Annotated in this window: 22 protein-coding genes and 1 tRNA gene; 20 read left to right on the top strand and 3 right to left on the bottom strand. The window is 57.3% G+C overall.

Annotation, left to right across the window (positions count from 1 at the left end; all coding sequences use genetic code 11):
* Nucleotides 1–5 precede the first annotated feature (5 nt).
* The 11 genes from J7416_RS15700 to J7416_RS15650 all read left to right on the top strand — a co-directional run bounded on the left by J7416_RS15700 (nt 6) and on the right by J7416_RS15650 (nt 12,685).
* Nucleotides 6–584, top strand: coding sequence for a Maf family protein (locus tag J7416_RS15700; RefSeq protein WP_209226113.1), 579 nt, complete (start codon nt 6–8; stop codon nt 582–584).
* Nucleotides 581–1,603 (top strand): ribonuclease E/G, encoded by a 1,023-nt coding sequence (locus tag J7416_RS15695; protein ID WP_209226112.1) that lies wholly within the window; start codon nt 581–583, stop codon nt 1,601–1,603. The genes J7416_RS15700 and J7416_RS15695 overlap by 4 nt, the downstream gene beginning before the upstream one ends.
* Nucleotides 1,600–1,782: a DNA gyrase inhibitor YacG gene (yacG, locus tag J7416_RS15690; RefSeq protein ID WP_209226110.1), complete on the top strand. Its 183-nt coding sequence runs from the start codon at nt 1,600–1,602 to the stop codon at nt 1,780–1,782. The genes J7416_RS15695 and yacG overlap by 4 nt, the downstream gene beginning before the upstream one ends.
* Nucleotides 1,783–1,861: 79 nt before the next feature.
* A tRNA-Phe gene (locus J7416_RS15685) sits at nt 1,862–1,936 on the top strand.
* Between the two features lie 154 nt (nt 1,937–2,090).
* Complete coding sequence (locus J7416_RS15680) at nt 2,091–3,281, top strand: tyrosine-type recombinase/integrase (protein ID WP_209226109.1); 1,191 nt, start codon at nt 2,091–2,093, stop codon at nt 3,279–3,281.
* Nucleotides 3,282–3,450: 169 nt separating this feature from the next.
* A complete protein-coding gene (locus J7416_RS15675; RefSeq protein ID WP_209226108.1) occupies nt 3,451–4,146 on the top strand; it encodes a hypothetical protein in 696 nt (231 codons plus the stop codon).
* A 1,475-nt stretch (nt 4,147–5,621) separates the two neighbouring features.
* Entirely contained in the window at nt 5,622–7,595 is a 1,974-nt protein-coding gene (locus tag J7416_RS15670) for a DEAD/DEAH box helicase (protein WP_209226106.1), read from the top strand.
* A gap of 406 nt (nt 7,596–8,001) precedes the next feature.
* The gene (locus tag J7416_RS15665; protein WP_209226105.1) at nt 8,002–8,952 is read left to right on the top strand and encodes a glycine betaine ABC transporter substrate-binding protein; all 951 of its coding nucleotides are present in this window, start codon (nt 8,002–8,004) and stop codon (nt 8,950–8,952) included.
* Nucleotides 8,953–9,036: 84 nt separating this feature from the next.
* Nucleotides 9,037–10,074: a glycine betaine/L-proline ABC transporter ATP-binding protein gene (locus J7416_RS15660; protein ID WP_209226103.1), complete on the top strand. Its 1,038-nt coding sequence runs from the start codon at nt 9,037–9,039 to the stop codon at nt 10,072–10,074.
* Nucleotides 10,067–11,656, top strand: a complete 1,590-nt coding sequence (locus J7416_RS15655) for an ABC transporter permease subunit (RefSeq protein WP_209226102.1) — start codon at nt 10,067–10,069, stop codon at nt 11,654–11,656. The genes J7416_RS15660 and J7416_RS15655 overlap by 8 nt, the downstream gene beginning before the upstream one ends.
* A 54-nt stretch (nt 11,657–11,710) precedes the next feature.
* The gene (locus J7416_RS15650; protein WP_209226101.1) at nt 11,711–12,685 is read left to right on the top strand and encodes an arginase family protein; all 975 of its coding nucleotides are present in this window, start codon (nt 11,711–11,713) and stop codon (nt 12,683–12,685) included.
* Here J7416_RS15650 and J7416_RS15645 read toward each other — a convergent pair.
* Both J7416_RS15645 and J7416_RS15640 read right to left on the bottom strand, forming a co-directional pair.
* Nucleotides 12,682–13,650 (bottom strand): agmatinase, encoded by a 969-nt coding sequence (locus tag J7416_RS15645; protein WP_209226099.1) that lies wholly within the window; start codon nt 13,648–13,650, stop codon nt 12,682–12,684. The two genes, J7416_RS15650 and J7416_RS15645, sit on opposite strands and share 4 nt — an antisense overlap.
* A gap of 40 nt (nt 13,651–13,690) precedes the next feature.
* The gene (locus J7416_RS15640) at nt 13,691–15,211 is read right to left on the bottom strand and encodes a trimethylamine methyltransferase family protein (RefSeq protein ID WP_209226098.1); all 1,521 of its coding nucleotides are present in this window, start codon (nt 15,209–15,211) and stop codon (nt 13,691–13,693) included.
* A gap of 183 nt (nt 15,212–15,394) precedes the next feature.
* Here J7416_RS15640 and J7416_RS15635 point away from each other — a divergent pair, with 183 nt between their 5' ends.
* The gene (locus tag J7416_RS15635) at nt 15,395–17,830 is read left to right on the top strand and encodes an FAD-dependent oxidoreductase (protein ID WP_209226097.1); all 2,436 of its coding nucleotides are present in this window, start codon (nt 15,395–15,397) and stop codon (nt 17,828–17,830) included.
* A gap of 76 nt (nt 17,831–17,906) precedes the next feature.
* Nucleotides 17,907–18,878: a LysR family transcriptional regulator gene (locus J7416_RS15630; protein ID WP_209226095.1), complete on the top strand. Its 972-nt coding sequence runs from the start codon at nt 17,907–17,909 to the stop codon at nt 18,876–18,878.
* Here J7416_RS15630 and J7416_RS15625 read toward each other — a convergent pair.
* The gene (locus tag J7416_RS15625) at nt 18,875–19,894 is read right to left on the bottom strand and encodes a LacI family DNA-binding transcriptional regulator (protein ID WP_209226094.1); all 1,020 of its coding nucleotides are present in this window, start codon (nt 19,892–19,894) and stop codon (nt 18,875–18,877) included. The two genes, J7416_RS15630 and J7416_RS15625, sit on opposite strands and share 4 nt — an antisense overlap.
* A gap of 137 nt (nt 19,895–20,031) precedes the next feature.
* Here J7416_RS15625 and J7416_RS15620 point away from each other — a divergent pair, with 137 nt between their 5' ends.
* The 7 genes from J7416_RS15620 (at nt 20,032) to J7416_RS15590 (ending at nt 26,403) form a co-directional block, all read left to right on the top strand.
* Nucleotides 20,032–20,217, top strand: coding sequence for a hypothetical protein (locus J7416_RS15620; RefSeq protein WP_209226093.1), 186 nt, complete (start codon nt 20,032–20,034; stop codon nt 20,215–20,217).
* A 23-nt stretch (nt 20,218–20,240) separates the two neighbouring features.
* On the top strand, nt 20,241–21,386 hold the full coding sequence (locus tag J7416_RS15615; RefSeq protein WP_209226091.1) for a TRAP transporter substrate-binding protein: 1,146 nt from the start codon (nt 20,241–20,243) through the stop codon (nt 21,384–21,386).
* A gap of 113 nt (nt 21,387–21,499) precedes the next feature.
* Entirely contained in the window at nt 21,500–22,012 is a 513-nt protein-coding gene (locus J7416_RS15610) for a TRAP transporter small permease (RefSeq protein WP_209226090.1), read from the top strand.
* An 11-nt stretch (nt 22,013–22,023) separates the two neighbouring features.
* Entirely contained in the window at nt 22,024–23,352 is a 1,329-nt protein-coding gene (locus J7416_RS15605; protein WP_209226088.1) for a TRAP transporter large permease, read from the top strand.
* 12 nt (nt 23,353–23,364) lie between these two features.
* Nucleotides 23,365–24,672, top strand: coding sequence for a histidinol dehydrogenase (hisD, locus tag J7416_RS15600; RefSeq protein WP_209226087.1), 1,308 nt, complete (start codon nt 23,365–23,367; stop codon nt 24,670–24,672).
* On the top strand, nt 24,665–25,426 hold the full coding sequence (locus tag J7416_RS15595) for an SDR family oxidoreductase (protein WP_209226086.1): 762 nt from the start codon (nt 24,665–24,667) through the stop codon (nt 25,424–25,426). The genes hisD and J7416_RS15595 overlap by 8 nt, the downstream gene beginning before the upstream one ends.
* On the top strand, nt 25,423–26,403 hold the full coding sequence (locus J7416_RS15590) for an alcohol dehydrogenase catalytic domain-containing protein (RefSeq protein WP_209226084.1): 981 nt from the start codon (nt 25,423–25,425) through the stop codon (nt 26,401–26,403). Before J7416_RS15595 ends, J7416_RS15590 begins: the two co-directional genes overlap by 4 nt.
* Nucleotides 26,404–26,416 lie beyond the last annotated feature (13 nt).

The following is a 26,416-nucleotide window of genomic DNA, read 5'->3' as shown; positions in this document are numbered from 1 at the left end:
CCGCAATGGCGTTTATCTTAGGATCGGGCAGCCCAAGGCGGCTGGACCTGTTGGCCCAGCTTGGTGTGCAGCCCGATGCAATCCGCGCCCCAGACATCGACGAAACGCCTTTGAAGGGCGAATTGCCTGTGCCCTATTGCAGCCGTATCACGCGCGCAAAAGTGCAGGCGGTTCAAGCCGATAGCGATGACGTGACCTTGTGCGCGGATACCACCGTGGCGCTGGGTCGTCGTATTCTGGGCAAACCCGAAGACGCGGGACAAGCAGCGGAATTCCTGCACGCCCTGTCTGGTCGGCGGCACCGCGTCATCACCTCTGTCGCTGTGCGGCGCGGAGAACGGGTGCTGCAGCGCGACGTGGTTTCTCAGGTCAAGGTCAAGCGCCTATCGGATGTTGAAATCAACGCCTATCTGGCGACCGAAGACTGGCAGGGCAAAGCGGGGGCCTATGCTATCCAGGGTCCTGCTGGCGCCTTCATCCCGTGGATTTCAGGATCATTCACCGGAATTGTGGGCTTGCCGCTGTCCGAAACCGCCGCCCTTTTGCAAGGCATCGGCTATCCCCTGTATCGTGAGGCATCATGAAGGGTCGCACCATCGTTCTGGATCACATCGAAAACCGCGAAGCCGCGGCGCTTATGGTTGACGGTCAGTTGGATGACTTCCTGATCGCCGCTGATGCGCCGACACCCGGAACGATATATCGCGCCCGAGCCGACCGCCCGGTCAAAGGGCAGGGTGGCATGTTCTTGACCACGCCCGATGGACCGGCCTTTCTGCGGCAGGTCAAAGGGCTGGCCCCGGGCGCGCTGATGCTGGTGCAGGTGTCCGGCTATGCTGAGCCCGGAAAGGCGCTGCCGGTAACGGATCGCATTCTGTTCAAAAGCCGTTATGCAATTATCACGCCCGATGCGCCGGGTTTGAATATTTCCCGCTCGATCCGGGATGAGGACGAACGTGACCGCTTGCTTGAGATCGCGCATGAAAGCATGGAGGGCAGCGACTATGGTCTTATCCTCCGCTCATGTTGCGAAGGTGAAGAGGCAGGTGAAATTGCCGATGACATCGGGACAATGCTGGCCCACGCAGATCAGGTCCTCAACGACCCCGGAACCGAGCCAGAGATGCTGCTGGAGGGCGATGGACCGCACGTGCTTGCCTGGCGCGACTGGACTGATCCGGCCGAGGTCGTGACGCAATCGGGCAGTTTCGAAGACCATGGCGTGCTTGACGCATTGGACGTTGTGCGCGGCATATCGGAACCGCTTACGGGCGGCGCGCATCTGTACATTCAGCCGACCCGCGCTTTGGTCGCCGTGGACGTTAATACCGGTTCGGATACGTCGCTTGCGGCAGGGACCAAGGCGAACTTCGCCTGCGCCAAGGCTTTGGCCCGTGCCCTGCGCGTCCGTGGCTTGGGTGGTCAGATCACCGTGGATTTGGCGCCGATGCCCAAAAAAGACCGTCGCGGATTCGAATCCGCTCTGCGCGCCGCGTTCAAGGCGGATTCCATCGAGACCACATTGGCGGGCTGGACGCCGCTGGGTCACTACGAACTGCAACGAAAACGCGGCCGGATCCCATTGGCCGAGGTGTTGAAATGAGCTGCCCGATCTGTGGAGAAAAGACAGTAACCAAGTTCCGCCCTTTCTGTTCGAAACGCTGCGCGGATATCGATCTGGCCAAGTGGCTGAACGGGTCCTACGCTGTCCCATCGCAGCGGGAAGAGGACCTGGACGCAGAAGTTTCCGACGTTGAAACAGAGCAATCGCGTCCACATTGAAAAAATGTAAAAAAGCCTCTGGACACTGCCTGTAGCAAGTCATAGAACGCCTCCACCCAACGGCAAACACCGTTCCCGTGCCCGGGTAGCTCAGGGGTAGAGCAGTGGATTGAAAATCCTCGTGTCGGTGGTTCGATTCCGCCCCCGGGCACCACACCATCATACCAAGCCGAAAAATTTACTGTTATTTTTCAGGGCATAATATGCTACACTGTGTCTTAAGGGCACAATGGGTAGTGGCGTTTCAGACAGCCATTTTGTTGCTCAATTGTTGCTCCATTCAGTGACGCAATAGCGAGGAGCAACACATGCCTCTCACAGAAGCCGAACTAGCTGGAATCGAACCAAGGACAAAACGATTTCGAATCTCCGATGGTGGCGGCCTATTTATAGAGATATCCCCAACGGGTTCGAAAACTTGGAAGCTAGCCTACAGATTCAACGGAAAACAGCGTTCTTCTGTTTTGGGTGTCTACCCCGAATTGGGGTTGGAGCGAGCACGTAGGTTTAGAGAAGAAGCAAAAGTTGCCCTAAGAAAGCAAATCGACCCGTTTCCGAAGAAACGTACCTACCGCAAAAAATATGAGCCAAAGGCTACCCCAGACACTTGGGTTGCGGTAGCTCGCGAATATCGCGATCGCCGGATAAGGCAGGGGATGGCGGACCTTACGCGCAAGAAAATGGAAATTCTCTTGGAAAAGACGTTGCCATCAATTGGCAGTCTGCCGGTTGCAGAGCTTAAGCCGACCGATCTATTGCCGATCCTAAGAGAGCAAGAAGCTCTTGGCTACTTCGAAAATGCCTCCCGGTTAAGAACGCTAATGGGGCAAATTTTTAGGTTCGCAGTAGCAACGGGGCGGGCGGAAAGAGACGTTACTCAAGACTTGAAGGATGCTTTGTTGCCACCCAAGCCGAAACACCACGCTGCAATCACTGACCCGAAAGAGGTTGGAGGTTTAATGCGTTCCATAAAAGGGTATCACGGCGACCCGGCAATAAAGGCAGCACTCCAGCTTATCGCGCTAACGTTTACACGGCCTGGAGAGCTCAGAATGGCGCGTTGGGATGAGTTCGAAGGAGATACTTGGACAATTCCCGAGGCTAGAATGAAATCTAAACGAAAACACGTGGTACCTTTGTCACGTCAAGCGCGGGAAGTATTAGAGGGGCTGCGTCCAATCACAGAGCCGTATGGCTGGCTTTTCCCGCAAAAACACCAGAGGCAAAGGGCGATTTCTGCCGGGGCACTAAACTCGGCCTTACGTCGAATGGGCTACAATTCTGATGAGCACGTTCCGCATGGATTTCGTACAATGGCTTCAACCAATTTAAACGAAAACGGTTGGAATCCAGATTGGGTAGAAGCTCAACTAGCGCACGTTCCAAGAAATAAAGTGCGAGCAGCTTACAACGCAGCACAGTACTTGGATGGACGGCGGGAAATGATGCAGTGGTGGGCCAACTGGCTGGATGAAGCGAGTGACTCTCCTTGGAATTAAACCTTTACGGCAACCGAAAGAGTGCTGTCGCTGGTGGAGCTATCCTTGCTCACTCCGGAGGACGTTCTGAGGTTGACACGCGCGTCGTTAACAGCTTCAAGGTATGTTAATGGTTTCAGAGCACTAAGTTGTTTCAGGCGATAAGAAACCCTAACGGAAGGGCGCAAAGTTGGGCCAGCTAAAAGTCGCACCGCATCAAGCCAAAGCGTTTTCAAGGATTGCAAGCATTTCCACGGAAGAGTTTGTGATGATCGCGGAAAAGTTGATTTCGGGTTCAAAGCCCTCGATTAAGGCTACCAGCCTGCTCGACACTGTCATTGAGCTTTCGGACAATGAAGAGTTTGCAGTTGCTTTATGTACTCAGTTGATCTCGCTGGATAACTTTAGACGCGAAAAGAAAGTTGATGCCGAAGAAGTTATAGACAGCTTATACGGAGGTCTTGAGGCAACCAAATTAGACGCTGATGTTAAAGAACGTTTGGGCGAAATACGCGAAACTTTGCTGAGTCTACTGAAGTCCGAATGGATAAGGCTACCTGCAAAGGCACTCAAGCTGAGCACCGACTTCGAGAAACTACTGGTGTCAGGTAACGTTGTGACTGATGTACGCCCAATTTTTGACGAAGACAGGGCTACAATAGTTGGATCAATTGTCTCTCAAACTCTAAAGATTCAATATGTTGATCGCGCAAATATGCAAAAAGATGTAACGCTTCATCTTGCTCTAGACTTAGACGACGTTTCCAACCTAATTTCGGAGTTGGAAAAGGCAAAGCAGAAGGCTGAGTGTGCAAAAGAGCATTTCGGGGACAAGGATAAGAGCGATATTTTTGTTACAGGGGAAGAAATAGATGTCTATCGCTAGACTCGCCACGGAGTGGGAATTTGATACTTCTACGTCGAGGAACGGAGAAGATGTAACCCCAACTTTTGAGCTCGAGCTTTTTCAAAGGAAGCCTCGTCAGTATAGAACACGAGCCATTCTTAAGATCGTCTCTGAAACCAACCCAAACGAGATAAATCGAATTGTCATCCGTCGAACGGAGAAGTCGGTTCTTCAGAGGTCGTCGAACTTACCAAAGGTACCAACATGGGTGAGCCTCTCTGCCAATTTTGCGTTTGCCCTGTCAGTGTTGGTGACGCTTGTAGCCGTCGCATATTTTGTCCACGGAATTGTTTCCGGGGCCCCTAGTTTCTTGTTTCCCAGTTTCACCGCTTTCTTTGTGTTTTCAGTTATAGCGTTGATTACGTTGCGAATGAAAAACGCCCTTCACTCCTTCCACTGCGATAGTTAAAGACATTGAAGCCATCAAGTTCCCGCGGCCCTGACTTCTGGCTCGCAACTTCCATTTTTGGTGTTTGTACCTTTTGCCTGCTACTGGTCTGGGTCGGATTGACCTTTCTGCCGGAGGAAACTCTGGCAGCAATTGATACCTTGTCGATGAAGGTAATCCTCCTCCAGATCAGCTTTGCGGTTGTGTCGGTTTGTGGGGTGCTGATCTACTGGGCTTATCGCGATATTAGCCCTCGACGAATGATAAATGCTGCGTGGAGAGTTTTTATCGCCTACGGAACCATTACACTTGCTTCGTCAATCGTCTCGTCAGCATTTGGGTTGGCAAAAACTGGCTCAATAGACTACTCTACGCCAGAAGGGGTTTCACTCGAAGCAACAGCCAACTTCGTAAGTTCGGCGGAAACTCATTGGACGCTAGTAATTTTGGTCATTGGGATGTTGGTACTGATACCATATAAGGTAGTCTTGGTCATACTTGAGAATAAGTTGGACCATTCTTTCTAGTCCCTTCTTGTTCCTCGATTTGGTCTGTCACTTTGTTGCTCATTTGTTGCTCAACTCGCAACCTCATCTTTAAGTGCCTGAAAAAAATGGGAATTAGCGAGAGCCCCCGGGAACCGCATTGATCCTCCGGGAGTCGCTGAGGGACTCTCACAGCAGGCGTAGACCATTCCGTAGACCATATGGTGCCTGTTGACAGCGACACAGCCCGTCGCATACCCCTTGTTTTGCTGGAGAGACCGGCTGAAGAAGTGCCTGTAACGGGAATAGAACACCGCCCCCGGGCACCACTTTTCAAGAACAGTAAGCCATCCCCATGGGTCTTTTCGTAGGTGTCATATCTGGATGTGTACGCTCATAAATTCGGCGCGACCATTTTTTAGTCTGCTGTCCGTGCTCCGGGTGGGATGAAGGTGTGCAATAGGGCGGGTGCAAGACTCGGCTGTACATTGGTTAAAACTCCAGCTAAAGGGCGGACCTTACCCATGGATGATGCGCCGGGTGCTAGGCTGCATCTCTCGTCTTACGCAAAGAAAACCACCGTGAAAAAAACCATCGCAGATGCGCTTGCCCGCAAGGGCTATGACACTTTGACACAAGTTCAGCAGGCTGTGACGCAGCCTGATTTGGAAGGGCGCGATATGCTGGTGTCGGCTCAGACCGGATCAGGCAAAACCATCGGTTTCGGGCTGGCGATTGCTCCGCAGATCCTGAGTGAAGCTGACACATTCGGGGCCTCCGGTGCGCCCTTGGCTCTGGTTGTTGCGCCCACGCGGGAGCTGGCATTGCAGGTAAAGCGGGAGCTGAGCTGGCTCTATGCGGAGGCCGGTGCTTATCTGGCGTCCTGCGTTGGTGGCATGGACATGCGGGATGAGCGCCGTGCACTGGCGCGCGGGGCGCATATTGTTGTCGCAACTCCGGGGCGGCTGCGGGATCATATCATGCGCGGATCCATCGATCTGACTGCGATCCGAGCCGTGGTTCTGGACGAGGCCGACGAAATGCTGGACCTCGGTTTTCGCGAAGATCTGGAGTTCATTCTGGAGGAAACCCCATCAGATCGCCAAACACTGTTGTTCTCTGCCACCGTCCCACGCGCGATCGCCAATCTGGCGACGAAGTATCAGCGCGACGCAGCGCGGGTCAGTACGGTCAGCGAACAGACGCAGCATGCCGACATCGAATACCGCGCGATGATGGTTGCCCCGCGGGATGGTGAAAATGCGATCATCAACGTGCTGCGATACTACGAGGCACCCAATGCCATCGTCTTTTGCAATACACGTGCAATGGTGTCGCGTTTGACCACGCGGTTGTCCAACCGGGGGTTCTCGGTTGTTGCGCTCTCGGGCGAGCTGACGCAGGGCGAGCGAACCAATGCACTGCAGTCCATGCGGGACGGGCGGGCTCGGGTCTGCGTGGCCACAGATGTTGCGGCTCGCGGGATTGACCTGCCGAACCTGGATCTGGTGGTGCATGCCGAATTGCCGAAGACCCATGAAACACTCTTGCATCGTTCGGGGCGCACGGGACGAGCCGGGCGAAAAGGAGTCAGCGCGTTGGTGGTCGAACCGTCCTCGCGCAAAAAGGCCGAACGGATCCTGAAGTTTGCCAAGCTCACTGCGGATTGGGGGGTGGCCCCATCGGCGGATGAGGTGAACGCGCGCGATCAGGATCGAATGTTTGCCTCAGATGACTGGCAGGCCGAGATCACGGAAAGCGAACGCTCGGCTGTTCAGCATCTTGTCGACGCATTTTCACCGGAGCAAATCGCGGCGGCCTATCTGCGTCAGTACAAACTGCGCCACTCGGCGCCGGAAGAGTTGGCCTCGGTGACGTCAGAGCGTCCGAAACCTCGCGCCGCCTTTGGGCCAAGCGTGTGGTTTTCCCTGTCGGAAGGGCGCAACCAAAACGCATCGCCCAGACATTTGCTGCCCATGATTTGCAAAGCAGGCGGTTTGACCAAGGATGATATCGGGGCGATCCGAATTGCCGATGACTTATCCTATGTCGAAATCCGCGAGGAGAGTGTTCCCGGTTTTCTGACCGCATTGGGATCCGAGATGACGATCGAAGGTTCGAAAGAGGTCGTGCAATTGGAAGGTGCGCCGGACGTCCCGGCCTTTGAGCGGCCCAAGCCGGGACGGGGCTTCAAGGGAAAGCCGCGGCCAAAGACCGGCAGGCCCGATTGGAAAGAGACCCCGCCGCGCCGCAAGGACAATTCAAAACCCGACGGTCGTAAGCCTCGCGCGTCTACGGATGGGAAGTCCAATCCGGCAAGGTCCGAGCGCGCCGAAGCCGGCGAACCCAAGTTCCAGCCCAAAGGCGTCAAATCGAAACCACGCAGCCCGCGCGAGGGCACACCCAAAGACGGCAAGCCAAAGTGTGGCGGAAAGGTCGCAAAAGGCCCGCCGCCTCCAAAGGGTAAACCAAGCAGCAAGAAGAACCGGGCCCGTGCAGCAGCTGCCAAAGCTGCCAAGGGTGGGGATGCCGTTCCGAAACGGCGGAAAAACTGAGTTCAGACCGCATTTCGCGGTTGATGCATTTTTGATCACAGTGCATCGCGGAGCGGCCGGTCTGGCAGCTCCGCGTCTGCTTTTTGAGGCTCAGTTTTTCTGCTTCAGCGCCTGGATCAAGAGATAAACCGGCCATTGATCTGGGAAATCCATCGATCACTCTGCATGATTGTATATTTCGAAAAACAAAAACTCATCTATGATAATTCCGAATGAGACGGTTTGTAGGACGTAACTCTTGAGGGTGGGGCGTCCGCGTGCTTGAATTTTTACATCAGCAGGGTGCACTGCGCTGCTGAACAAAAAAACGGGGGAAGTAACGGCTTTCCGACACTGTTTGTAAGGTGCGCAACGGCCTGTAGGCACGGAATAACGGCACCGCAAACAACCAACATGGAGACACCAAATGAACAAACTAGCCACGTTACTGGGAGGCGCATCCGCTGTTGTCGCGGGTCCAGCTCTTGCCGCAGACATTGTGATCGGCGTGCCGAACTGGGCCTCGGTGAATGCAACCGCGCATATCCTTGAAGTCGTGATCGAAGAAAATCTGGGCCTGGATGTCGAGCTTCAAAACGGCACAAACCCAATCGTGTTCGAGGCGATGGATTCCGGTGCGATGCACGTTCACCCCGAAGTGTGGATGCCGAACCAGCAAAACTTGCACGACACATACGTCAAGGACAACGGCACTGTTGTGATGAACGAAAACCCGGTTCAGGCTGAACAGGGTATGTGCGTCCCGACCTATATTGCCGAACAGAACGACATCACATCCATTGATGATCTGAGCGACCCTGACAAGATGGCCATTTTCGACACGGACGGGAATGGCACTCCAGAGGTCTGGATTGGCGCACCCGGCTGGGCCTCGACCGTGGTCGAAAAGATTAGGGCCAAGTCTTATGGCTATGACCAGATTTTTGATCTGACCGAGTACGAAGAAACCATCGCCTATGCCAACTTGGCGAATGCGACCAAGGCGGGGGAACCTTGGATTGGGTTCTGCTATAGCCCTCATTATATCTTTGTGACGCAGGACCTTACCGTTCTGGAAGAACCGGCGCATGACCCGGCAACCTGGACCATCGTACAGCCTACCGACGACCCGGATTGGCTGAGCAAGTCCGAGGCGTCCAGCGCATGGAACGGCGCGACTTTGCACCTGCACTATGCCAAGGAGCTGGAAGACAGCTATCCTGAGGTCGCAGCCCTTTTCAGCAACTTCCAGATGCAGGGTGACGACCTGAGCGCGATGGGTAAAGCGCTTGCCGTAGACAATGTCGAAGCGGCCGATTTTGCCCAACAGTGGGTCGCCGACAACGAAGACACCGTTATCGGCTGGCTGACCAACTAAAGCACACATACTAAGGGCCGTCGCGAAAGTTCGCGGCGGCCTTTTGCGTATTTGCCGGGGATAGTCTCCGTAGATGAGGGGCAAATGGACGAACCTGTCGTAAAATTAGAAAATGTCTGGAAAATCTTCGGCGCAAGAGCCGAAGAAGCCATGGCAACGGTTCGGAGCGAGGGGATTGGAAAACCTGAAGTTCTGGAGAGATTCAACTGCGTCGTTGGGGTGCAAGGCGCGACATTCGAAGTGCCAAGAGGCGAGATTTTTTGCATCATGGGCCTGTCCGGGTCCGGTAAGTCGACCCTGGTGCGCCACGTCAATCGCCTGATTGAGCCGACCGCCGGTAAGATCGAGATTATGGGGCAGGATGTCTCCAAAATCTCAGAATCCGAGTTACGCCGCATTCGGGCGATGCAGATCGGGATGGTGTTTCAGCACATGGCACTGATGCCGCACCGCTCGGTGCGGGATAACGTGGCTTATCCTTTGGAAATCCGCAAAGTCTCGAAATCGAAACGCTGGGCGGTATCTGATCACGCGTTGGGTCTGGTGGACCTGACGGGCTATGAGGATCGCCTGCCCAAAGAACTATCAGGTGGTATGCAGCAGAGGGTTGGGATTGCCCGCGCGCTGGCCTCGGACCCCGAGATTTTGTTGATGGACGAGCCGTTCTCGGCCCTTGACCCGCTGATCCGCCTGCAGTTGCAGGACCAGTTCAAGGCGCTGGTGGCGCAGTTGAAAAAGACCACACTGTTCATCACGCACGATCTGGACGAGGCCATTCGCATTGGTCACCGCATCGCCATCATGAAGGATGGCGTGATCGTGCAGATCGGCACGCCCGAGGACATCGTCATGAATCCGGCGGATGACTATGTGCGCGAGTTCGTTCAAGGCATCTCAAAGCTGAAACTGGTCAAGGCGCATTCGATCATGGAGCCGCTGGACAGCTATTCTGGCCCGACCGAGGGCGCGCCGCGCGCGGATGAAGGGGCCGATCTGGACCAGTTGATTGACCTTGCCGTCAATACGGACCTGCCAGTCATCATCACCGATGCAGGCAGCGACGTGGGCGTGGTGACAAAACCGCGACTGCTGCGCGGAATCCAAGGGGGCAAAAATGACTGATGCAACCACAGAACTGAAGGTCACTGCCGCCTCGGACATCGAAGTCGATCGCGAGACACTGGACCGCTCGATCCACGAATTTGCGGGGCCGAACGGTGAATATTACGTCAACGCGTTCCACAAAATTCATGATGCGACCAGCGGCATACCCAATACGTTCAACGTCTGGGCCGCCGTTCTGGGACCGTTCTGGTCTGCCTCACGTGCGATTTGGGGGATGTTCTGGACGTTCCTGATCCTGGAAATCATCGCCTGGGTTCAGATCGGACGCGGTGCCTGGGGCAACCCCGGCGCTGATCTGGCAGAACGAGCCGAACGCCAACAGGCCCGCGCGAATGAACTGTTGGAGCGCGCAGCCGCTGCCACCGAAAAGGCGGATATCGACCGCTTCAACAAGCTTGCGGCAAATATCCAAAAAGCTGCGGATGCCAGCTTGGAAAGAGCTGCTGCAGCCCAGTCCGAGTCGCTTGGGATCATGATAACGGGCCTGCTGATGCTGCTGGTTTTCAAGGTGGTGCAGGGGTTTTACGCGGACCGTGTGTATGAAAAGCAGTACTCGAACTGGCGGATCAACCCTGACAAAACCGAAAGCGGTCGTTCGACCCGCAACACGGTTCTGGGCGCTGTTCTTGTCGCGGCGATTGGGCCGCTGATCGTCTACAAGTTCACCGTCAATGCGTCGCTTCCGCTGTTGGATGCATTCCCCGAACAGCAAGTCTCGGCGATGATCCTGGGTGAAGGCAACGGGACGTTGTTTTCGACTGTAGCAAGCTGGATGGAGGCGCAGATCGACGCGGCTGCGGCTGCGGGCGGCGACGTCTTTGACGGCATCGTGGCCGGTGTTCGATCAGTTCTGGATGCGCTGACGGTTGCCCTGATTGGCTCACCCTGGCCGGTTGTGATGCTGGTGATTTGCGTGACCGCGTGGCGGGCCGCTGGACCTCGGGTGGCGATCTTTACCGCCGCTTCGTTGGCCTATATCGCGCTGCTGGGCTATTGGGACGTCGCGATGGAGACGGTGGCTCTGGTTGGTGCGGCCGTTTTGTTGTGCGTGGTCTTCGGCATCCCCCTGGGTATTTGGTTTGGTAAATCCAAACGCGCCTATCGCGCGGCTGAGCCGGTTCTGGACCTGATGCAGACGCTGCCTGCATTCGTGTACCTGATCCCGATCATTGCCTTCTTTGGCACCGGTAACCCGCCGGGTATTCTGGCCACGATCATCTTTGGTATGCCACCGGTGATCCGCCTGACAGCCTTGGGGATGCGCGGTGTACCTGAAAGCATCAAAGAGGCTGCGGTGGCCTTTGGCGCCTCGAAATGGCAGTTGCTGAAGGATGTGGAAATCCCGCTTGCCTTACCGTCCATCATGACGGGCGTAAATCAGACCATCCTGATGTGTCTGTCGATGGTGGTCATCATCTCGCTGATTGGCGGCGGCGGTTTGGGCAAGGAAATCCTTGAGGCGCTGCAATATGCGGCCAAGGGGCCGGGCCTGCTGGGCGGGTTTGCCATCCTGTTCCTGGCCATGGTCATGGACCGGATCGTCCAGGGTGCCTTCCGGCGAGAAGACGAGAAAATCTAAACGCAAGCGCCTCCGGTTCCGATCGGGGGCGTTTTTCTTTGACCGGAGGTGCAGATGGCCGACCGCTATGAACAGTCCATGATGGACAACCTGTATTGGTGGGGAATTCCGACGATGTTCCGCTGTCCCAATGTCGGGCCCGAAGGACAGGATATCGCCTTGGTCGGCGTGCCGCATTCCACCGGCAATGGCACGACCGAGCGGGATCAGCACCTGGGGCCACGCGCCTTGCGGCATGTTTCGGCCGTACAGCGGCGCGTGCATTCGGTGTTCGAGATTGACCCTTGGGCCAGCGCGCGGATCGCGGATGTGGGAGATGTTCCATTTCCGAAGGCCAATGACAACGAAGACTGCATTGAGCGGATCACGGCCTTTTACAAAGACATCGACGCAGCCGGTGCGCGACCCGTGTCAATCGGTGGCGATCACTCGATCACCGGCGGCATCGTTCAGGCGCTGGGTCGTGGAAAATTGGCAGGCGGCGAGCCGATCAGCTTTCTGCATCTGGATGCCCATACAGACGTGTTCACAAAGGTCGATCACTTTCTGGGTGCCCAAAAGTCGGCGGCGCATTGGGGCGCGTATCTGGCAGATCAGGGGCAGGTGGACCCTACGCGATCCATGCAGATCGGCCTACGTGGACATCCGCGCAGTTTGGATTGGCTGCAACCGTCCTACGACTATGGCTACAACATTGTCACGATGCGCGAGTTTCGCCAACGCGGGCTTGAGGATGTCGTGGCCCAGACCAAAGCGGTTCTGGGCGACCGACCGGTCTACATCACCTTTGATCTGGATTGCCTCGACCCGACCGTCGCGCCTGCGGTGTCCAATCTGGAACCCGGCGAGAAAGGGTTCGATATAGACGAGGCGGTTGGTATTTTACGCGCCGCGCGCGGGTTGAACATTGTGGGTGGCGACGTGGTTTGCATGATGCCGACTAAGGACAGCCCGAACAACATCACCGCGCTAACGGCAGCAGCGGTGATGTTCGAGATGATTTCGATGATCGCCGAAAACGTCGGCTAGCGCCGCGCATCAACAGCCTGTGCCAGAACGCATAGCAATTCGAACATCAGCGAAATACCCAGCCAAGCTGTGCCTCCGTTCGGGTCGAACGGGGGCGATACCTCAACCAGATCGGCACCGATCAGATTGACCCCGGACATTTGCCGGATCACTTGTTGGGCCTGAAAACTGTTCGGCCCGCCGATCTCGGGCGTGCCAGTGCCGGGCGCATAGGTCGGGTCAACGAAGTCGATGTCATAGGTGCAGTAGGTCGGTTCTGTGCCGACGATGCCACGTACCTCGGTCATCACGTCGTCGATGCCCCGGTCGAACAGCTCTTCGATGCGGATGATGCGGATGCCTTGCGCCTCACCCCATTCGATGTCTTCGGTGTTGTAGGCAGTCCCGCGGATACCGACCTGCACAAAGCGCTTGGGATCGACCAGACCTTCTTCGACAGCGCGCCGGAACGGAGTCCCGTGGGTGAACTTGTGACCGCCGAAATAGCCGTCGAACAGGTCCGTGTGGCTGTCGAACTGGATCAGGCCCACCGGGCCATTGGCGGCCAGCGCGCGAAGGACGGGCAGCGTGGTCAGGTGGTCCCCGCCAGCTGTCAGAGGAGTAATGCCTTTGGCGTGCAAAGCCGCATAGAAGTCGGTGACCCGGTTCAGTGTGTCTTCGATATCGACTGGATTGGGCGCGACATCGCCCAGATCGGCGCAATTGACCAGCGAGAACGGTGCAACACCGGTCACCGGGTTCATCGCCCGGATCATCGTGGAAAAGTCGCGCAACTGTCGCGGTCCATGCCGTGCGCCGGGACGATTGGTGGTGCCGCCGTCCCATGGAATGCCGACCAAACCAACCTCAACATCTGAAATGCGGTCGTGTTCCAGATCCAGACTGGGCAGGCGCATAAACGAGGGGATGCCGGCAAAACGCGCAAGCTCCATCGCCGATACCGGCTGAAAAAATGAATCGGCCATGACCCCATCCTTTGCTGTTGTTCGCAGTGACCCTAACGGCTCAGATCAGAATACGGAAACGTTTGCGTATTTCGGCATCTTGCTCGGCAGTCAGGTATTGCGGGTGGTGGCTGCTCAGGACCTCGTTGGCATGGTCGCGGGCGGATGACCATGCGTCCTTGGCCCCATCCTCTTGCCATGTGCGCGGCTCTTGTCGGTCGGCGAGTTCGGGGTAGAAGTAATCCCGCTCCATCGCCGCATATGTGTGTTCGCTGCCCAAAAAATGCCCGTCCCCAAGAACCGAATGACAGATGGCGTCAAAGCCCAGGTTTTCTTCGGTCACCTCTATCCCGCGCAGCGCCCGGTAGGTGTGCGAATGCATTTCGTTATCCAGCACAAAGCCTTCAAAACTTGCGCCCAGCAGCGATGCGGTCATGCCCGAGCTTTCATAGATCAGGTTCCCCCCGGCCAAAGCAGCGGCCAGAGACGTCATCCCTTTTTCCACGCCGTACTGCGCGTCGATTGCTTTGGCATCCGTCATCGAGGCTGCGACGCCCGAAGGCAGGTCCAACCAGTTGGTGATCTGCGCCGAAGCCGCGTTCAGGACGGCGGTTTCTCCGCTGCCGCCGGCAAAGGACCCGGTGCGTAGATCCACGATAAAAGGCCAGTTGGAAAACACCATGGGAAAGCCCGGCTCGATCGTGTTGACCATCACAAGGCTGGCCAGCGTCTCGGCCAGAGATTGCGCCAGAAACCCGGCCAGCGTCGCGGGGGCGGTGGCACCGGCCTGCGCTGCCGTAATGCAGGACATCGGGATGTTATGCGCGATGCATTCATAGACCACGTCGACCGCATCTTCGCCGTAACGCAGGGGCGAAATCACCGGGCTGATATGGGCTTTCAAAAAGGGACGTTTGGCAAACTCGCCCGGACCGCCGGCCACGATATCCAGCATCTCGACAATGGGCTGGACATGTTCAGCCAGAGTGAAAGACGTCGCCACAGGTTTGGTTGTGTTGCGGACCAGCGCGTAAACCGTGTTGACGTCAAGATCGTACACATCTGGCACGTCTGTCGCCACGCAGCACCGGGTGAACCAGCTGACATTGGCCAGCGTGTCTTGCAATCGGGTAAAATCATGCAAATCGGTCAGCGTTGATGGGCGGTACAGCCCGCTTTCGATGTCCAGCGTTTGCACGGCAGCCCCGCCGGTTCCGAAATAAACACGGTCGCCGCCCACCGTGATTGAGCGGCTCTCGTCCCGACCGTGGAACACAAATGCCTTGGCGGCGGTATTGATCGTGCGCTGTACCATTTCGCGCGGAAACAGCAGTCGATCCTGTGGACCATCCTGTGCCCCTGCCGCCCGAAGATCGGCAGCCAGTCGGTCGGGGACGTTGCCCATTCCAAGGTGTTCCAACAACTGCAAGGCGGTGTCGAAAATACGCTCGATCTCAGCTTGGGTCAGAGGTTTGAACCTCCCACCTGTCTGACCGGGCGGGCAGGGATCAACGACAGGTTTTGCAGCACGTTGGGCATGCCGCGCCTTTCTACCACTGCGTTTAGATCCTTCGGATGCCATCCCGTCCAACCCCATTTTGCGATTTTTCGCAGCGTAAGCGGCAGACCAAGCCGTCAGCAAAGGAGAATTACTGTTTTCAGAATCCGAAATCGCAGTTTCGATTTTTCAGGACGCGTATCTGGGCGGTTGTCGCCTGAACCCGTTCTTCCGCAAGGTTTGGCCAGACCTAACGGAGCAGAGCCAATGAAGTCGCGCACCCGAGTTGTTGTGATCGGTGGGGGGATCGCCGGATGTTCAACGTTGTATCATCTGACGCAGGAAGGTTGGACGGATGTGGTTTTGGTCGAGCGGAACGAGCTGACCTCAGGTACCACGTGGCATTCCGCGGCACAGGTGACCAACTTTGGTATGAACCAAACGATGGTGGGCCTTAAGTCGCACTCGATCCGATTGTACAAGGAACTGGCGGACGACCCGGACTATCCGATCAACTACCACCACGGGGACGGTGGTATACGTCTGGCGAATACCGAAGGTCAGATGCAGGGTTATCGCCATTTCGCCTCAATGGCGCGTGGCATGGATGTGCATTTCGAAGTGATTGACGCCGACGAATGTGCGCGGCGGCATCCGCTGATTTCAACCGAAAACCTAATCGGCGGGCTTTGGGACCCGATGGATGGCGACATTGATCCGGCGCAGCTGTGTCAGGCTTTGGCCCGTCGTGCCCGCAAGGCCGGGGCCGAGGTGTATCGGAACACGCCAGTCACTGGGCTGGTGCAGCACAGCGATGACACTTGGACCGTGCAGACTGAGCATGGCGATATTGATTGTGACATCGTCGTCAATGCCTGCGGTTACCGGGTCAACGAGGTCGGGGCCATGATGGGCGTACACCACCCGGTGTCGTCGATGGAGCATCAGTATTTCCTGACCGAAGAGATACAGGCAATCCGTGATGCCGGGCACCGGATGCCTCTGCTGCGCTGTCCGATCAGCGACTATTACTGTCGGCAGGAAAAGAATGGCCTGCTCGTCGGTTTCTACGAGCAGGATTGTAAGACCTGGGGCATGGACGGGATTGATCCGAACTTTGTGAATGCCCTGTGCCCGGACGATCTGGACCGGGTAACAGATGTGTTGGAAGGCGCCTTTGCGCGGATGCCTGCTCTGATGGAGGTCGGCATTCATACCGTGGTCAACGGACCGATCACATATACGATCGACGGAGCGCCGCTGGTCGGGCCAATACCGGGCAAGCGCAACGCGTTCTGCATCATCGGCCTGCGCGCGGGGTTGGGTGAAGGCGGCGGGCACGGCTGGTTGCTGGCCCAGCAGATCGTGCATGGCGAAGCGTGTTACGATACTTGGTGCCTCGACCCTCGACGTTTTTCCGGGCATGCGAATGTTGAGTTGACGGCGCTCAAGGCCATCGAAGACTACCAGAACGAATTCCGGTTCCACTTTCCGCACGAACATCGTCCCGCTGGGCGTCCGGCCAAGACGACACCTCTGACACCCATAATGGCCGCTGAAGGGGCTGAATTCACCGTGGTCAACGGATGGGAAAGGGTGGATTACATCAAGCCCGCGCAAGATTTCGAACCAACGCATAGTTTCGATTTTGACGAAACATTCGACGTGATCGCCGCCGAGGTTCGAAGCGTTCAATCCGGTGTTGGGCTGGCCGAAGTGAACGGGTTCAACCGGATTGAAATAACCGGCGCAGATCGGCATGCCTTTCTGGACCGGATGTTTTGCGGTGCCGTAACCCGTCGCGACGGGCGCGTCGGGCTGGGCTATCTGTTGAACCAACACGGCATGGTCAAGGCCGAAGCCACGGTTGCCAATCTGCCAGCCAGTGACCGCGGGCCGGCGCGCGTTTGGTACGGTTCTGCCGCGGCCAGCGAGTTTCACGACATGGATTGGCTGCGCCAGCATGTTCAGGACGGGGAAGACGTGCACCTGAACAGCCTGACGAATGATCAGACTATTCTGGTCCTCGCAGGCCCCAAGGCGCGGGACGTGCTGTCGGCCTGCGCGCGTGGGGATTGGTCTGCGACGGCCTTCCCCTGGCTCAGCTTGCGGGAGTGTTTTGTGGGGATTGCCCCGGCCACTGTCATGAACCTGAGCTTTTCAGGAGAGTTGGCTTATGAAATCCATGTGCCCAATGCGTCGCTCTACGCGGCCTACGTCGCGTTGCGGCAGGCGGGTGAGGCGTTTGGGCTGACACTGTTCGGCGCACGCGCGGTCGACTCGATGCGGATGGAAAAAAGCTTTCTGCATTGGAAAGCGGACCTGATAACAGAATTCGATCCTTTTGAGACCGGATTGGACCGGTTCGTACGATTGGAGAAAGGGGATTTCATTGGGCGCGACGCGCTGCTCAAGCGAAAATCAGAAGGCCTGCGTAAGAAGTTGGTGGCGCTGCAGATCGATGCGACCCGTGCCCCGGCGCATCCCGGTGCATCGCTGATGCAAGGCGACCGGGTTGTGGGCACCATTACTTCGGGCGAATGGGGGCATCGCACGGACTTGAATCTGGCACACGGGTTTGTCGACCCGGCTTTTGCCGAGAACGGTTGTGAGATGGAGTTGGACAGCTGTGGAGAACGTGTCAAAGCGACCGTCATTCCGTCGTCCCCTTACGATCCGGGTTTTGATCGGATGAAAGGTTAAGGGCAATTTCACCATTGCCGTGACGAAGTATCTCTGCTTCGTTGTTTCGAATAAATCGAAACAACGGTCGTTGCAAATGTCCAAATCTCTGAGCCTCAGATGGCTGGAAGTGTTCCAGTTGATCGCCAAATCCGGGTCGATTCAACAGGTCGCCTCTGAAACCGGGTTGTCTATCAGTACGGTCTCGAACCACCTGCGCAGCCTGGAAAAAGCGCTGGGCATCGAACTGGTCGACCACGGGCGCAGACCCATGGGTCTGACCCCCGCCGGCGAGGTCTTTTCGCGCTACGTCCGCGATGGTCTGATGGTTCTGAAGCGTGGAGAGGCCGAAATCCGCACAGGCAATTGGCAGCATGCCACCGATCTGCGGCTGGCCCTGATCAACGATTTTGACAACCAGATCGCGCCCGATCTGGTCCGCTTCATGGCGCAGGCTTTGCCACGCTGCAATTTCCGTCATTTCACGCGCCCCAGCCACGAAATCATTGCCAAGTTGGAGGAACACAAACTGGATGTGGGGGTCGCCACGCGACCGACCGAGCGCACAGAAGGGTTGATCGAGTATCCCTTGATGCGCGATCCGTTCATAGTCGTTTTGCCTAACAGCTATAACGGCACGACCGAGGACCTGTTCGATGAGGATGCTGATCTGCCATTGCTGCGGTATTCACGCGACTACATGATCGGAAAGCAGATCGAGACTCAGCTGACCCGCAGCAAGTTCAGCCTGCCGAACAGGTTCGAGCTGGAGTGCAACCAATCTATCATCGGTTTGGTCGCGCAGGGCAGTGGCTGGGCCATCACGACGGCCGCCTGTTTCCATCGAACTCAGCGTTTCCATAATAGTGTCAAAGCCATGCCGTTTCCGGGTAGGAACTTTGTGCGCACTGTATCGCTGTTCACGACCGAGGTTTATCCCGAGGCGACGTCGGAGCTGCTTCAGAAAGTTCTGGTCAAGCTGATCCGACAGCATTTTACCCGACCGATGTGCGCCAAACACCCGTGGCTCAAAGATGACTTCCGCACGATGGAGGGTGAGGTGGCCTAGGCCAAAGCAGGCTTTCCCAATGATCGGCGATTGACGATACGCGTCGCCAGTTGCTCACCTTCGGCTGCGGTTTGGTTCTCGACCATCTCAATCAGTTGCAGGGCTGCTTTGCGCCCCATTTCGCGATGAGGAACATGGACAGTTGTCAGTGCGGGCGAGACAATCCGGGCCAGTTCGATGTCGTCAAATCCGGTGATTGATACATCGCCGGGCACGTCCAACGCCATCTCTTGCGCCTGTCGCAAGGCACCAACCGCAAGAACGTCGTTGCCGCACAGGATTGCGGTCGGCGGCGCTTCGCCCTGCATCAGGTCGCGGAATGCGCTGGCACCGTTTTCAATCTCATAAGGGGTTTCGATAATGGCCGGAGTTTCAGCGCCCAGGTTGTCGACCGCTTTGCGAATGCCCTCAACCCTCATGCGGGCACGGTCATTGCCTTCGACGATACCTGAGATCACGCCGATCCTTCTATGCCCCAACTCGATGACGTGTCGCGCAAGCTCGAACATGGCCGCGCGGTTGTCAAATCCGACCGATGGCACAGGGGACTCGGGCGCATAGGACCAAGCGCTCAGAACCGGAATCTTCCGTTGATTCAGATAGTCATAGATCTTGGGATCGCGATCATGACCGATCAGCAATAGCCCATCTGCCCCACGCGCGATCAGGGTGCGGATCTGTTCCTCTTCGATCTCGGGCTTATAGGCGGAACTTGAGACAAGCAAAGTGTATCCGCGCTGGTGCAGCTCTTCCTGAAAGGCTTGAAGCCCACGAGCAAAAATAGCGTTCTCCATCGTAGGAATGATCGCGCCAATCGTGAACGAACGCTTGGCCGCCATGACCCGCGCGGCAAAGTTCGGCGTGTAGCCCAACGCATCAACGGCCGTCTGAACGCGCTGGCGCGTTGCTTCGACCACGCGGTCAGGATTGTTGAGGCAACGAGAGACCGTTGCCGTCGAAACACCCGCCAACTTGGCGACGTCATCCAGTGTCGGCGCTGACCGAAGTTTCGCCATTTCCAAACCTGCAATTTGCTTTTGCCTATAAGTCTAAACGCATCCGCCGCCCGATGAAAGCTATTATGTAAGCGCTTGCATTTTGTATGTAAGCGCTTACAAGTGATGTGGGGCCGAATCCAAAAGGAGTCCAAGAAATGTTCCTGGCTGCGTCCATAATCGTGTTTGCCATCTACTTTGCGAACGTGGCGTTAGGGGCATTTGCCAACAGCGCTTTTCTTGGAGACGTGGGAGAAATGTTGGTCCTGTTCGCGGCGTCGATCCTGTTCGTTGTCGCAATTTTGAAAAAAGAGGCTGACCGCGACGCAGAAAGCGACAGCTGAATTTTCGCTTGGGAGGGCACTAAATGAACAACGACAGAAACGAACTGGCCTCAGAAGAACGCCGCAATTTTCTGAAACTCAGCGCCAGTGGTGCGTTTACCGCCGCACTGGTCGCCGGGGCAGGAGGGGTGTTGTGGTCGTCCGAGGCCGCCGCGCAGACCGCCAAGGAAGAGCGTGAGCGCGAGCAAGCCGCAGATCACGTGATGACCGTAGCCACGGCCTATGTTCTTGGCGCATCGCGCAGCTATCCGATAATGCAGCTGGACCTGAAGGAAAACATTCAGAACGCAACCAACGGCAAGGTATACGTCAAGCTGGCCCCTGGTGGGCAGTTGGGTGCAGGTGGCGCTTTGGTGCAAAAGGTACAGGGCGGAACCATCCAGGCTGCGCAGCATTCGCTGTCCAACTTCGCGCCGTTCGCGTCCACCGTTGACCTGATCAACATGCCGTACCTGTGTGGATCGAACCAGAAATTCACCAACCTGGTGCATTCAGACACATGGAAAAACGAAGTGCACCCCAAAGTCGAAGCCGCCGGGTTCAAGGCGTTGTTCTATGTGGTGATCGACCCGCGTGTCGTCGCAGTGCGTCAGGGTGGCAATGCCATTATCACGCCCGGCGACATGAGTGGCGTCAAGTTCCGCGTGCCTGGGTCGAAAATGCTGCAGCAGTATTATCGCATGGTCGGCGCAAACCCGACCCCAGTTGCCTGGGGCGAGACCCCCTCGGCGATTAAGCAGGGGGTTGCGGATGCGCTTGATCCGTCGGTCGGCGCGTTGTTTGTTTTTGGCTTCAAGGACATCCTCAGCCACGTAACCTTCACGCAGGCTGTGCCCGACAGTCAGGTCTTTTCCTGTAACCTCGAATGGTTCAACTCGATGCCGGCAGACGTACAGGAAGGCATCATGTGGGGGTCGGAAATGACCAGCCACCAGAACCTGGCAAAGGTTCCGTCGGCCCGCGCCTATGCCATGTCCGAACTGAACAAAGCAGGGGTGGAATTCCATTCGCTCAGCGCGGATCAGTTGGCCGAGTGGGAAAGCACAGGTGGCTACCAGAACGCCGATTGGGATCCGTTCAAGACAGAGCTGGCCGGGTCGATGGACGCCTTCGAAAAACTGGTCGAGGCGGCCGGGACGCAGGGCAAGTACTACGTCCACGACGCCTAATGCCATCTTTTGCGGACGCCATGTGGGCGTCCGCGCTCATACCATTTCAGTCAGGCCGTTAAGGGCCCGAAACAGAAGGCTTGTGCCTGACTGTTCTTTCGCCGAGGGACGTGATGACCTTACTTCAAAACATAGACCGCAACGCCGAGCGCTGGTTGTTGCTGGTGTTCTACGTGATGCTGGTCATCACCATGGCCATCGAGGTTCTGCGGCGCGAGATATTTGCCTATTCCTCGATCTGGGGCGAAGAGATCGTCCGGTATTCTTTCATCTACCTAGCCTGGATTGGGGCCGCGGCGGCGGTTAAGGAACGCGCTCATATCCGTATTGATGTGATCATGCACTACCTCGGGCCGCGCCCTAAGGCGTTGTTGTATATCTTCGGCGATGTGGTGATGTTCGTGGTCGCGGTTATCGCGCTTTATTGGTCGTATGAGGCGGTTCACGTCTCGGCCAAGTTCGGATCCGTCACTGACGGTCTTCGGGTGTCCAAAGTCTGGTTCCTGATGGCGGTTCCGACTGGCTTTGCGCTGATGATCTGGCGCCTCATCCAATCCCTGATGCGCGACCTGAAATGCCTGAGGGACGGCACGCCCGTCTTTGAAGGCGACAAACTGTTTGACTGAGGGGACCGCGGATGCTTTGGAATTCTCTCAATCAAACCGTTGAACTGGGCTGGGACTTCTACGTTCCCGTTATCCTGTTTGTCGCTTTGATCGCACTGGCCGTGCCTGTCTGGGCTGCCATCGGCACCGCTGCGATCGTTATGTTGGTCATGTCCGGCGATCTGCCGCTGAGCCTTGTGGGCGAAAGCCTGTTCACCGGCATTGACGCCTTTGCCCTGACAGCCGTTCCGCTGTTCATCCTGACGGGCGACGTGCTGGTCCGCACTGGGCTGTCGCGCAAGTTTTTGGACGTGGCCGAGGCGCTGACCTGTTTTGCCAAGGGCGGGTTCGGGTCGGCCACTGTGCTGGTCTGCGGCATGTTCGCCGCAATCTCGGGCTCGGACGCGGCTGGCGCTGCTGCCGTGGGGCGGATGACGATCAACCGGTTGGTCGAAAGCGGATATCCGCGCCCCTATGCCTGCGCGTTGGTCGCGGCGGGGGCCTGTACCGGCATCCTGATCCCGCCGTCGATTGCGTATATCATTATCGGCCTCGTGTTGGGTATCTCGGCCTCAACCTTGTTTCTGGCGGCCCTGATCCCGGGTCTGGCCATTCTGGTGTCGATCCTGATCACCAACATCATCATGAACCGCCTATACTCCTATGAAGGCGGTGGCATGATGACCATGGGCGAGTGGCTCGCCAATCTGGGCAAGGCTTTGAAGTCCGGCTGGTACGCCTTCATCGTACCCGGCATCATATTCTACGGTATCTTCTCGGGCCGCCTGACCCCGACCGAGGCTGGTGCAACCGCCGTCGTTGTAACGATCATTATGGGCTTCATCTTGCGAACTCTGACACTGGCCGATTTCCCGTCGATGCTGGTCAGTTCCGCTAAGGTGAACGGCGTGATCCTTCCGATCATCGCGTTTTCGGCCCCCTTGGCCGAAGCTCTGGCGATCATGGGTGTGCCGCAGGGCTTCGTCGCGTCGGTCACCGCAATGACAGACGATCCTTATCTGCTGATCCTGCTGATGATCGGTATTCTGATTGCCGCGGGCTGCGTCATGGAAACGACGCCAAACATCGTTATCCTTGCGCCGATCCTGAAGCCGTTGGCGGACAATATCGGCATGAACGAGATTCAGTTCTGTATCATGATGATTACCGCGCTGGGCGTCGGGTTCATCACCCCGCCACTGGGCCTGAACCTGTTCGTTGTATCTGGCATTACAGGCGAGTCTATTCTGAAGATTGCCGCCCGGGCCGTGCCTTTTGTACTTACAATGCTGATTGTGGTGCTTCTAATCGCTTACGTTCCGGCGGTATCGACCACACTGCTACCTGAAATCTACCAATAGGACCTTCTGAAAATGCCTCGTGACTACCTGAAAAAGGCGACCCTGACGGCGCAATCCCACGCCACGGAAGTGCATGACACCGTCAAGACAATCCTGGCCGACATCGAGGCAGGTGGCGACGAAAAGGCGCTGGAGTATGCGGCCAAGTTCGACAAGTTCGACGGCAATGTCCTGATGACTCAGGACGAAATCGACGCCGCCATCGCCGCGGTGCCCGAAAGGCTAAAGGCGGATATCCGTTTCGCCCATGACAACGTGCGCCGCTTTGCGGAAACGCAGAAGGCCACGGTATCCGATGTCCAGATGGAGATCGTTCCGGGCTTCCTTGCCGGTCAGAAGGCGATCCCGGTAGACGCAGCTGGATGTTACGTGCCCGGAGGCCGCTACAGCCACATCGCCAGCGCCATCATGACGGTGACCACCGCCAAGGTCGCTGGATGTCGTCACATCACTGCGTGTTCTCCGCCTCGTCCAGGCGAGGGTGTTGCGCCTGCAATCGTCTACGCTGCACATATCTGTGGGGCCGACAGTATTCTGGCGATGGGTGGCGTACAGGGCGTGGCCGCGATGACCTATGGCCTGTTTGGACTGCCACGCGCGAACATCCTTGTAGGCCCGGGCAACCAGTTCGTGGCCGAGGCCAAGCGTATTCTCTATGGGAAGGTCGGCATTGACATGATCGCGGGTCCGACCGACAGCCTGATACTGGCCGACAGTTCCGCCGACGCGATGGTTGTGGCGACCGATTTGGTCAGCCAGGCGGAACATGGATATAACTCGCCGGTTTGGCTGGTCACCGATGATCGCGATCTGGCGCAGAAGGTTATGGAGCATGTTCCGACACTGATCGACGATCTACCCGAGCTGAACCGCGAAAACGCCGCGGCGGCGTGGCGGGACTATGCCGAAGTCATCGTCTGTTCGGATCGCGAGGAAATGGCGGCCTGCTCTGACGAATATGCGCCCGAACACCTGACAGTGCAGGCTGAGGATCTGGATTGGTGGTTGGACCGCCTCACATGCTACGGGTCGCTGTTTTTGGGTGAAGAAACCACTGTGTCTTATGGCGACAAGGCGACGGGCACGAACCACGTGCTGCCGACCTCAGGCGCGGCCAGCTATACGGGTGGCCTCAGCGTCCACAAATATATGAAGATCGTGACCTGGCAGCGCGCAACGCGCGAGGGGTCAAAGTCCATCGCCGAAGCCACCGCACGTATCTCGCGTCTTGAAGGGATGGAGGGGCATGCCCGCGCGGCAGATATTCGATTGGCCAAGTATTTCCCTGACGAACAGTTCGATCTGACCGCCGATGGATGACCCACGGGCGCTCTTTGATCTGACGGGGCGGGTGGCCTGCGTCACCGGAGCAAGCGCAGGGCTTGGTCGCCGGGTGGCGCTTGTGTTGGCTGCTGCAGGGGCGCAAGTGGTCGGCGTGGCGCGGCGGGCTGAGGCATTGGCTGAACTGAAAGCCGAAGCCGGCGACAACGTGGAGACAGTTGTCGCCGATGTGGCGGATCGGTCGGGCCTTGCAAAGCTGGTCGATCAGATCGCCCAACCGTTTGGCGCGCCGGATATCGTCGTGCATGCGGCTGGTATCAACACACGCGAAGCAGCTGATGACGTGACACCTGACGGCTGGGACCAGACCCTGGCGTTGAACCTGAGCGCACCATTCTTCCTGAGCCAGGCCATGGTACCCGCGATGAAATCCAAAGGCTGGGGCCGGATCGTGAATTTCGCCTCGTTGCAGACAACCCGCGCTTTCCCCGGTGGTATCGCTTACGGGGCCAGCAAAGCCGGGGTGGGCCAGTTGACCAGGGCCATGGCTGAAGCGTGGTCATCAGATGGCATTACGGCCAACGCGATCGGGCCGGGTTTCTTCCCGACCGAGCTGACCCAGGCCGTGTTCGAAGACCCGGACCGTGCCGCCCGTAACGCCGCGCAAACCTGTATGCAGCGAAATGGGCGGATGCAGGACATCGACGGCCCGATCCTGTTCCTGTGCTCATCAGCCGCTGACTATGTCACGGGTCAGGTGCTGATGGTTGACGGAGGGTTCACCGCGAAATGAAAGCAGTTGTGTATCAAGGTGTTGAAACGCTGGTCTACGAGGATGTCCCCGACGCCACGCCTGCTTTCGGTGAACATCTGATCCGGATCGAGGCTGTTGGGGTTTGCGGTTCGGACATGCACGCTTTTCTGGGTCACGATGCACGCCGTCCTGCGCCTCTTATTCTGGGGCATGAGGCCGCTGGTACGATTGTGGGTGGTCCACGCGATGGGACACGCGTGACGATCAACCCCCTTGTGACCTGTGGCGTTTGCCCGGCCTGCAAAGCCGGACGGGAGAACCTGTGCCCCGATCGCCAGATCATCTCGATGCCGCCGCGCGATGGGGCTTTTGCGCAGTTTGTCGCAATGCCAGAAACCAACCTCGTCGAGGTGCCGGACCACGTGAGTTTTGAACAAGCCGCACTGGCCGAACCGCTGGCCGTCAGCTGGCACGCCGTCCGTTTGGGCCTTGAGGCGCTGCACCCTGCGATGGACCGGCAAGCGCTGGTGATCGGTGGCGGTGCGATCGGCGTCGCTGCGGCGTTGGCGCTGAAGGCTGCGGATGTTCAGGACGTTGTTATCGTTGAACCGAACGCTGCAAGGCGGACTTACCTGCAAAGATTTGACGCCTTCCACGCAGTGGAGGCCACTACCGACAGTTTCGCGCTGGTGATCGACGCGGTGGGATATTCCGCAACCCGTGCCGCCGCCTCGCAATTGGTCGCGCCGGGCGGGGTGATTGCCCATGTTGGTCTTGGTGAAGACACCGGTGGTTTGGATGTGCGCCGTATGACCTTGCAGGAAATCACATTTATCGGCACCTATACGTATACGGCCGAGGATTTTCGCAACACCGCGCAGGCTATTTTCGATGGGCGTTTGGGCCCGCTGGACTGGATCGAACAGCGCGCTTTGTCCGACGCACCCGATGCGTTTCGGGACTTGCGGACTGGCGCGGTTGCCGCGCCCAAGATCATCCTCGCACCCTGGGATTAGACCGGGCAGAAAC

This window comes from Ruegeria sp. R14_0, assembly GCF_017743975.1.
Classification (GTDB): domain Bacteria; phylum Pseudomonadota; class Alphaproteobacteria; order Rhodobacterales; family Rhodobacteraceae; genus Ruegeria.
Note: the sequence above shows the minus strand (reverse complement) of the source record. Positions and strands in the feature narration are given on the sequence as shown.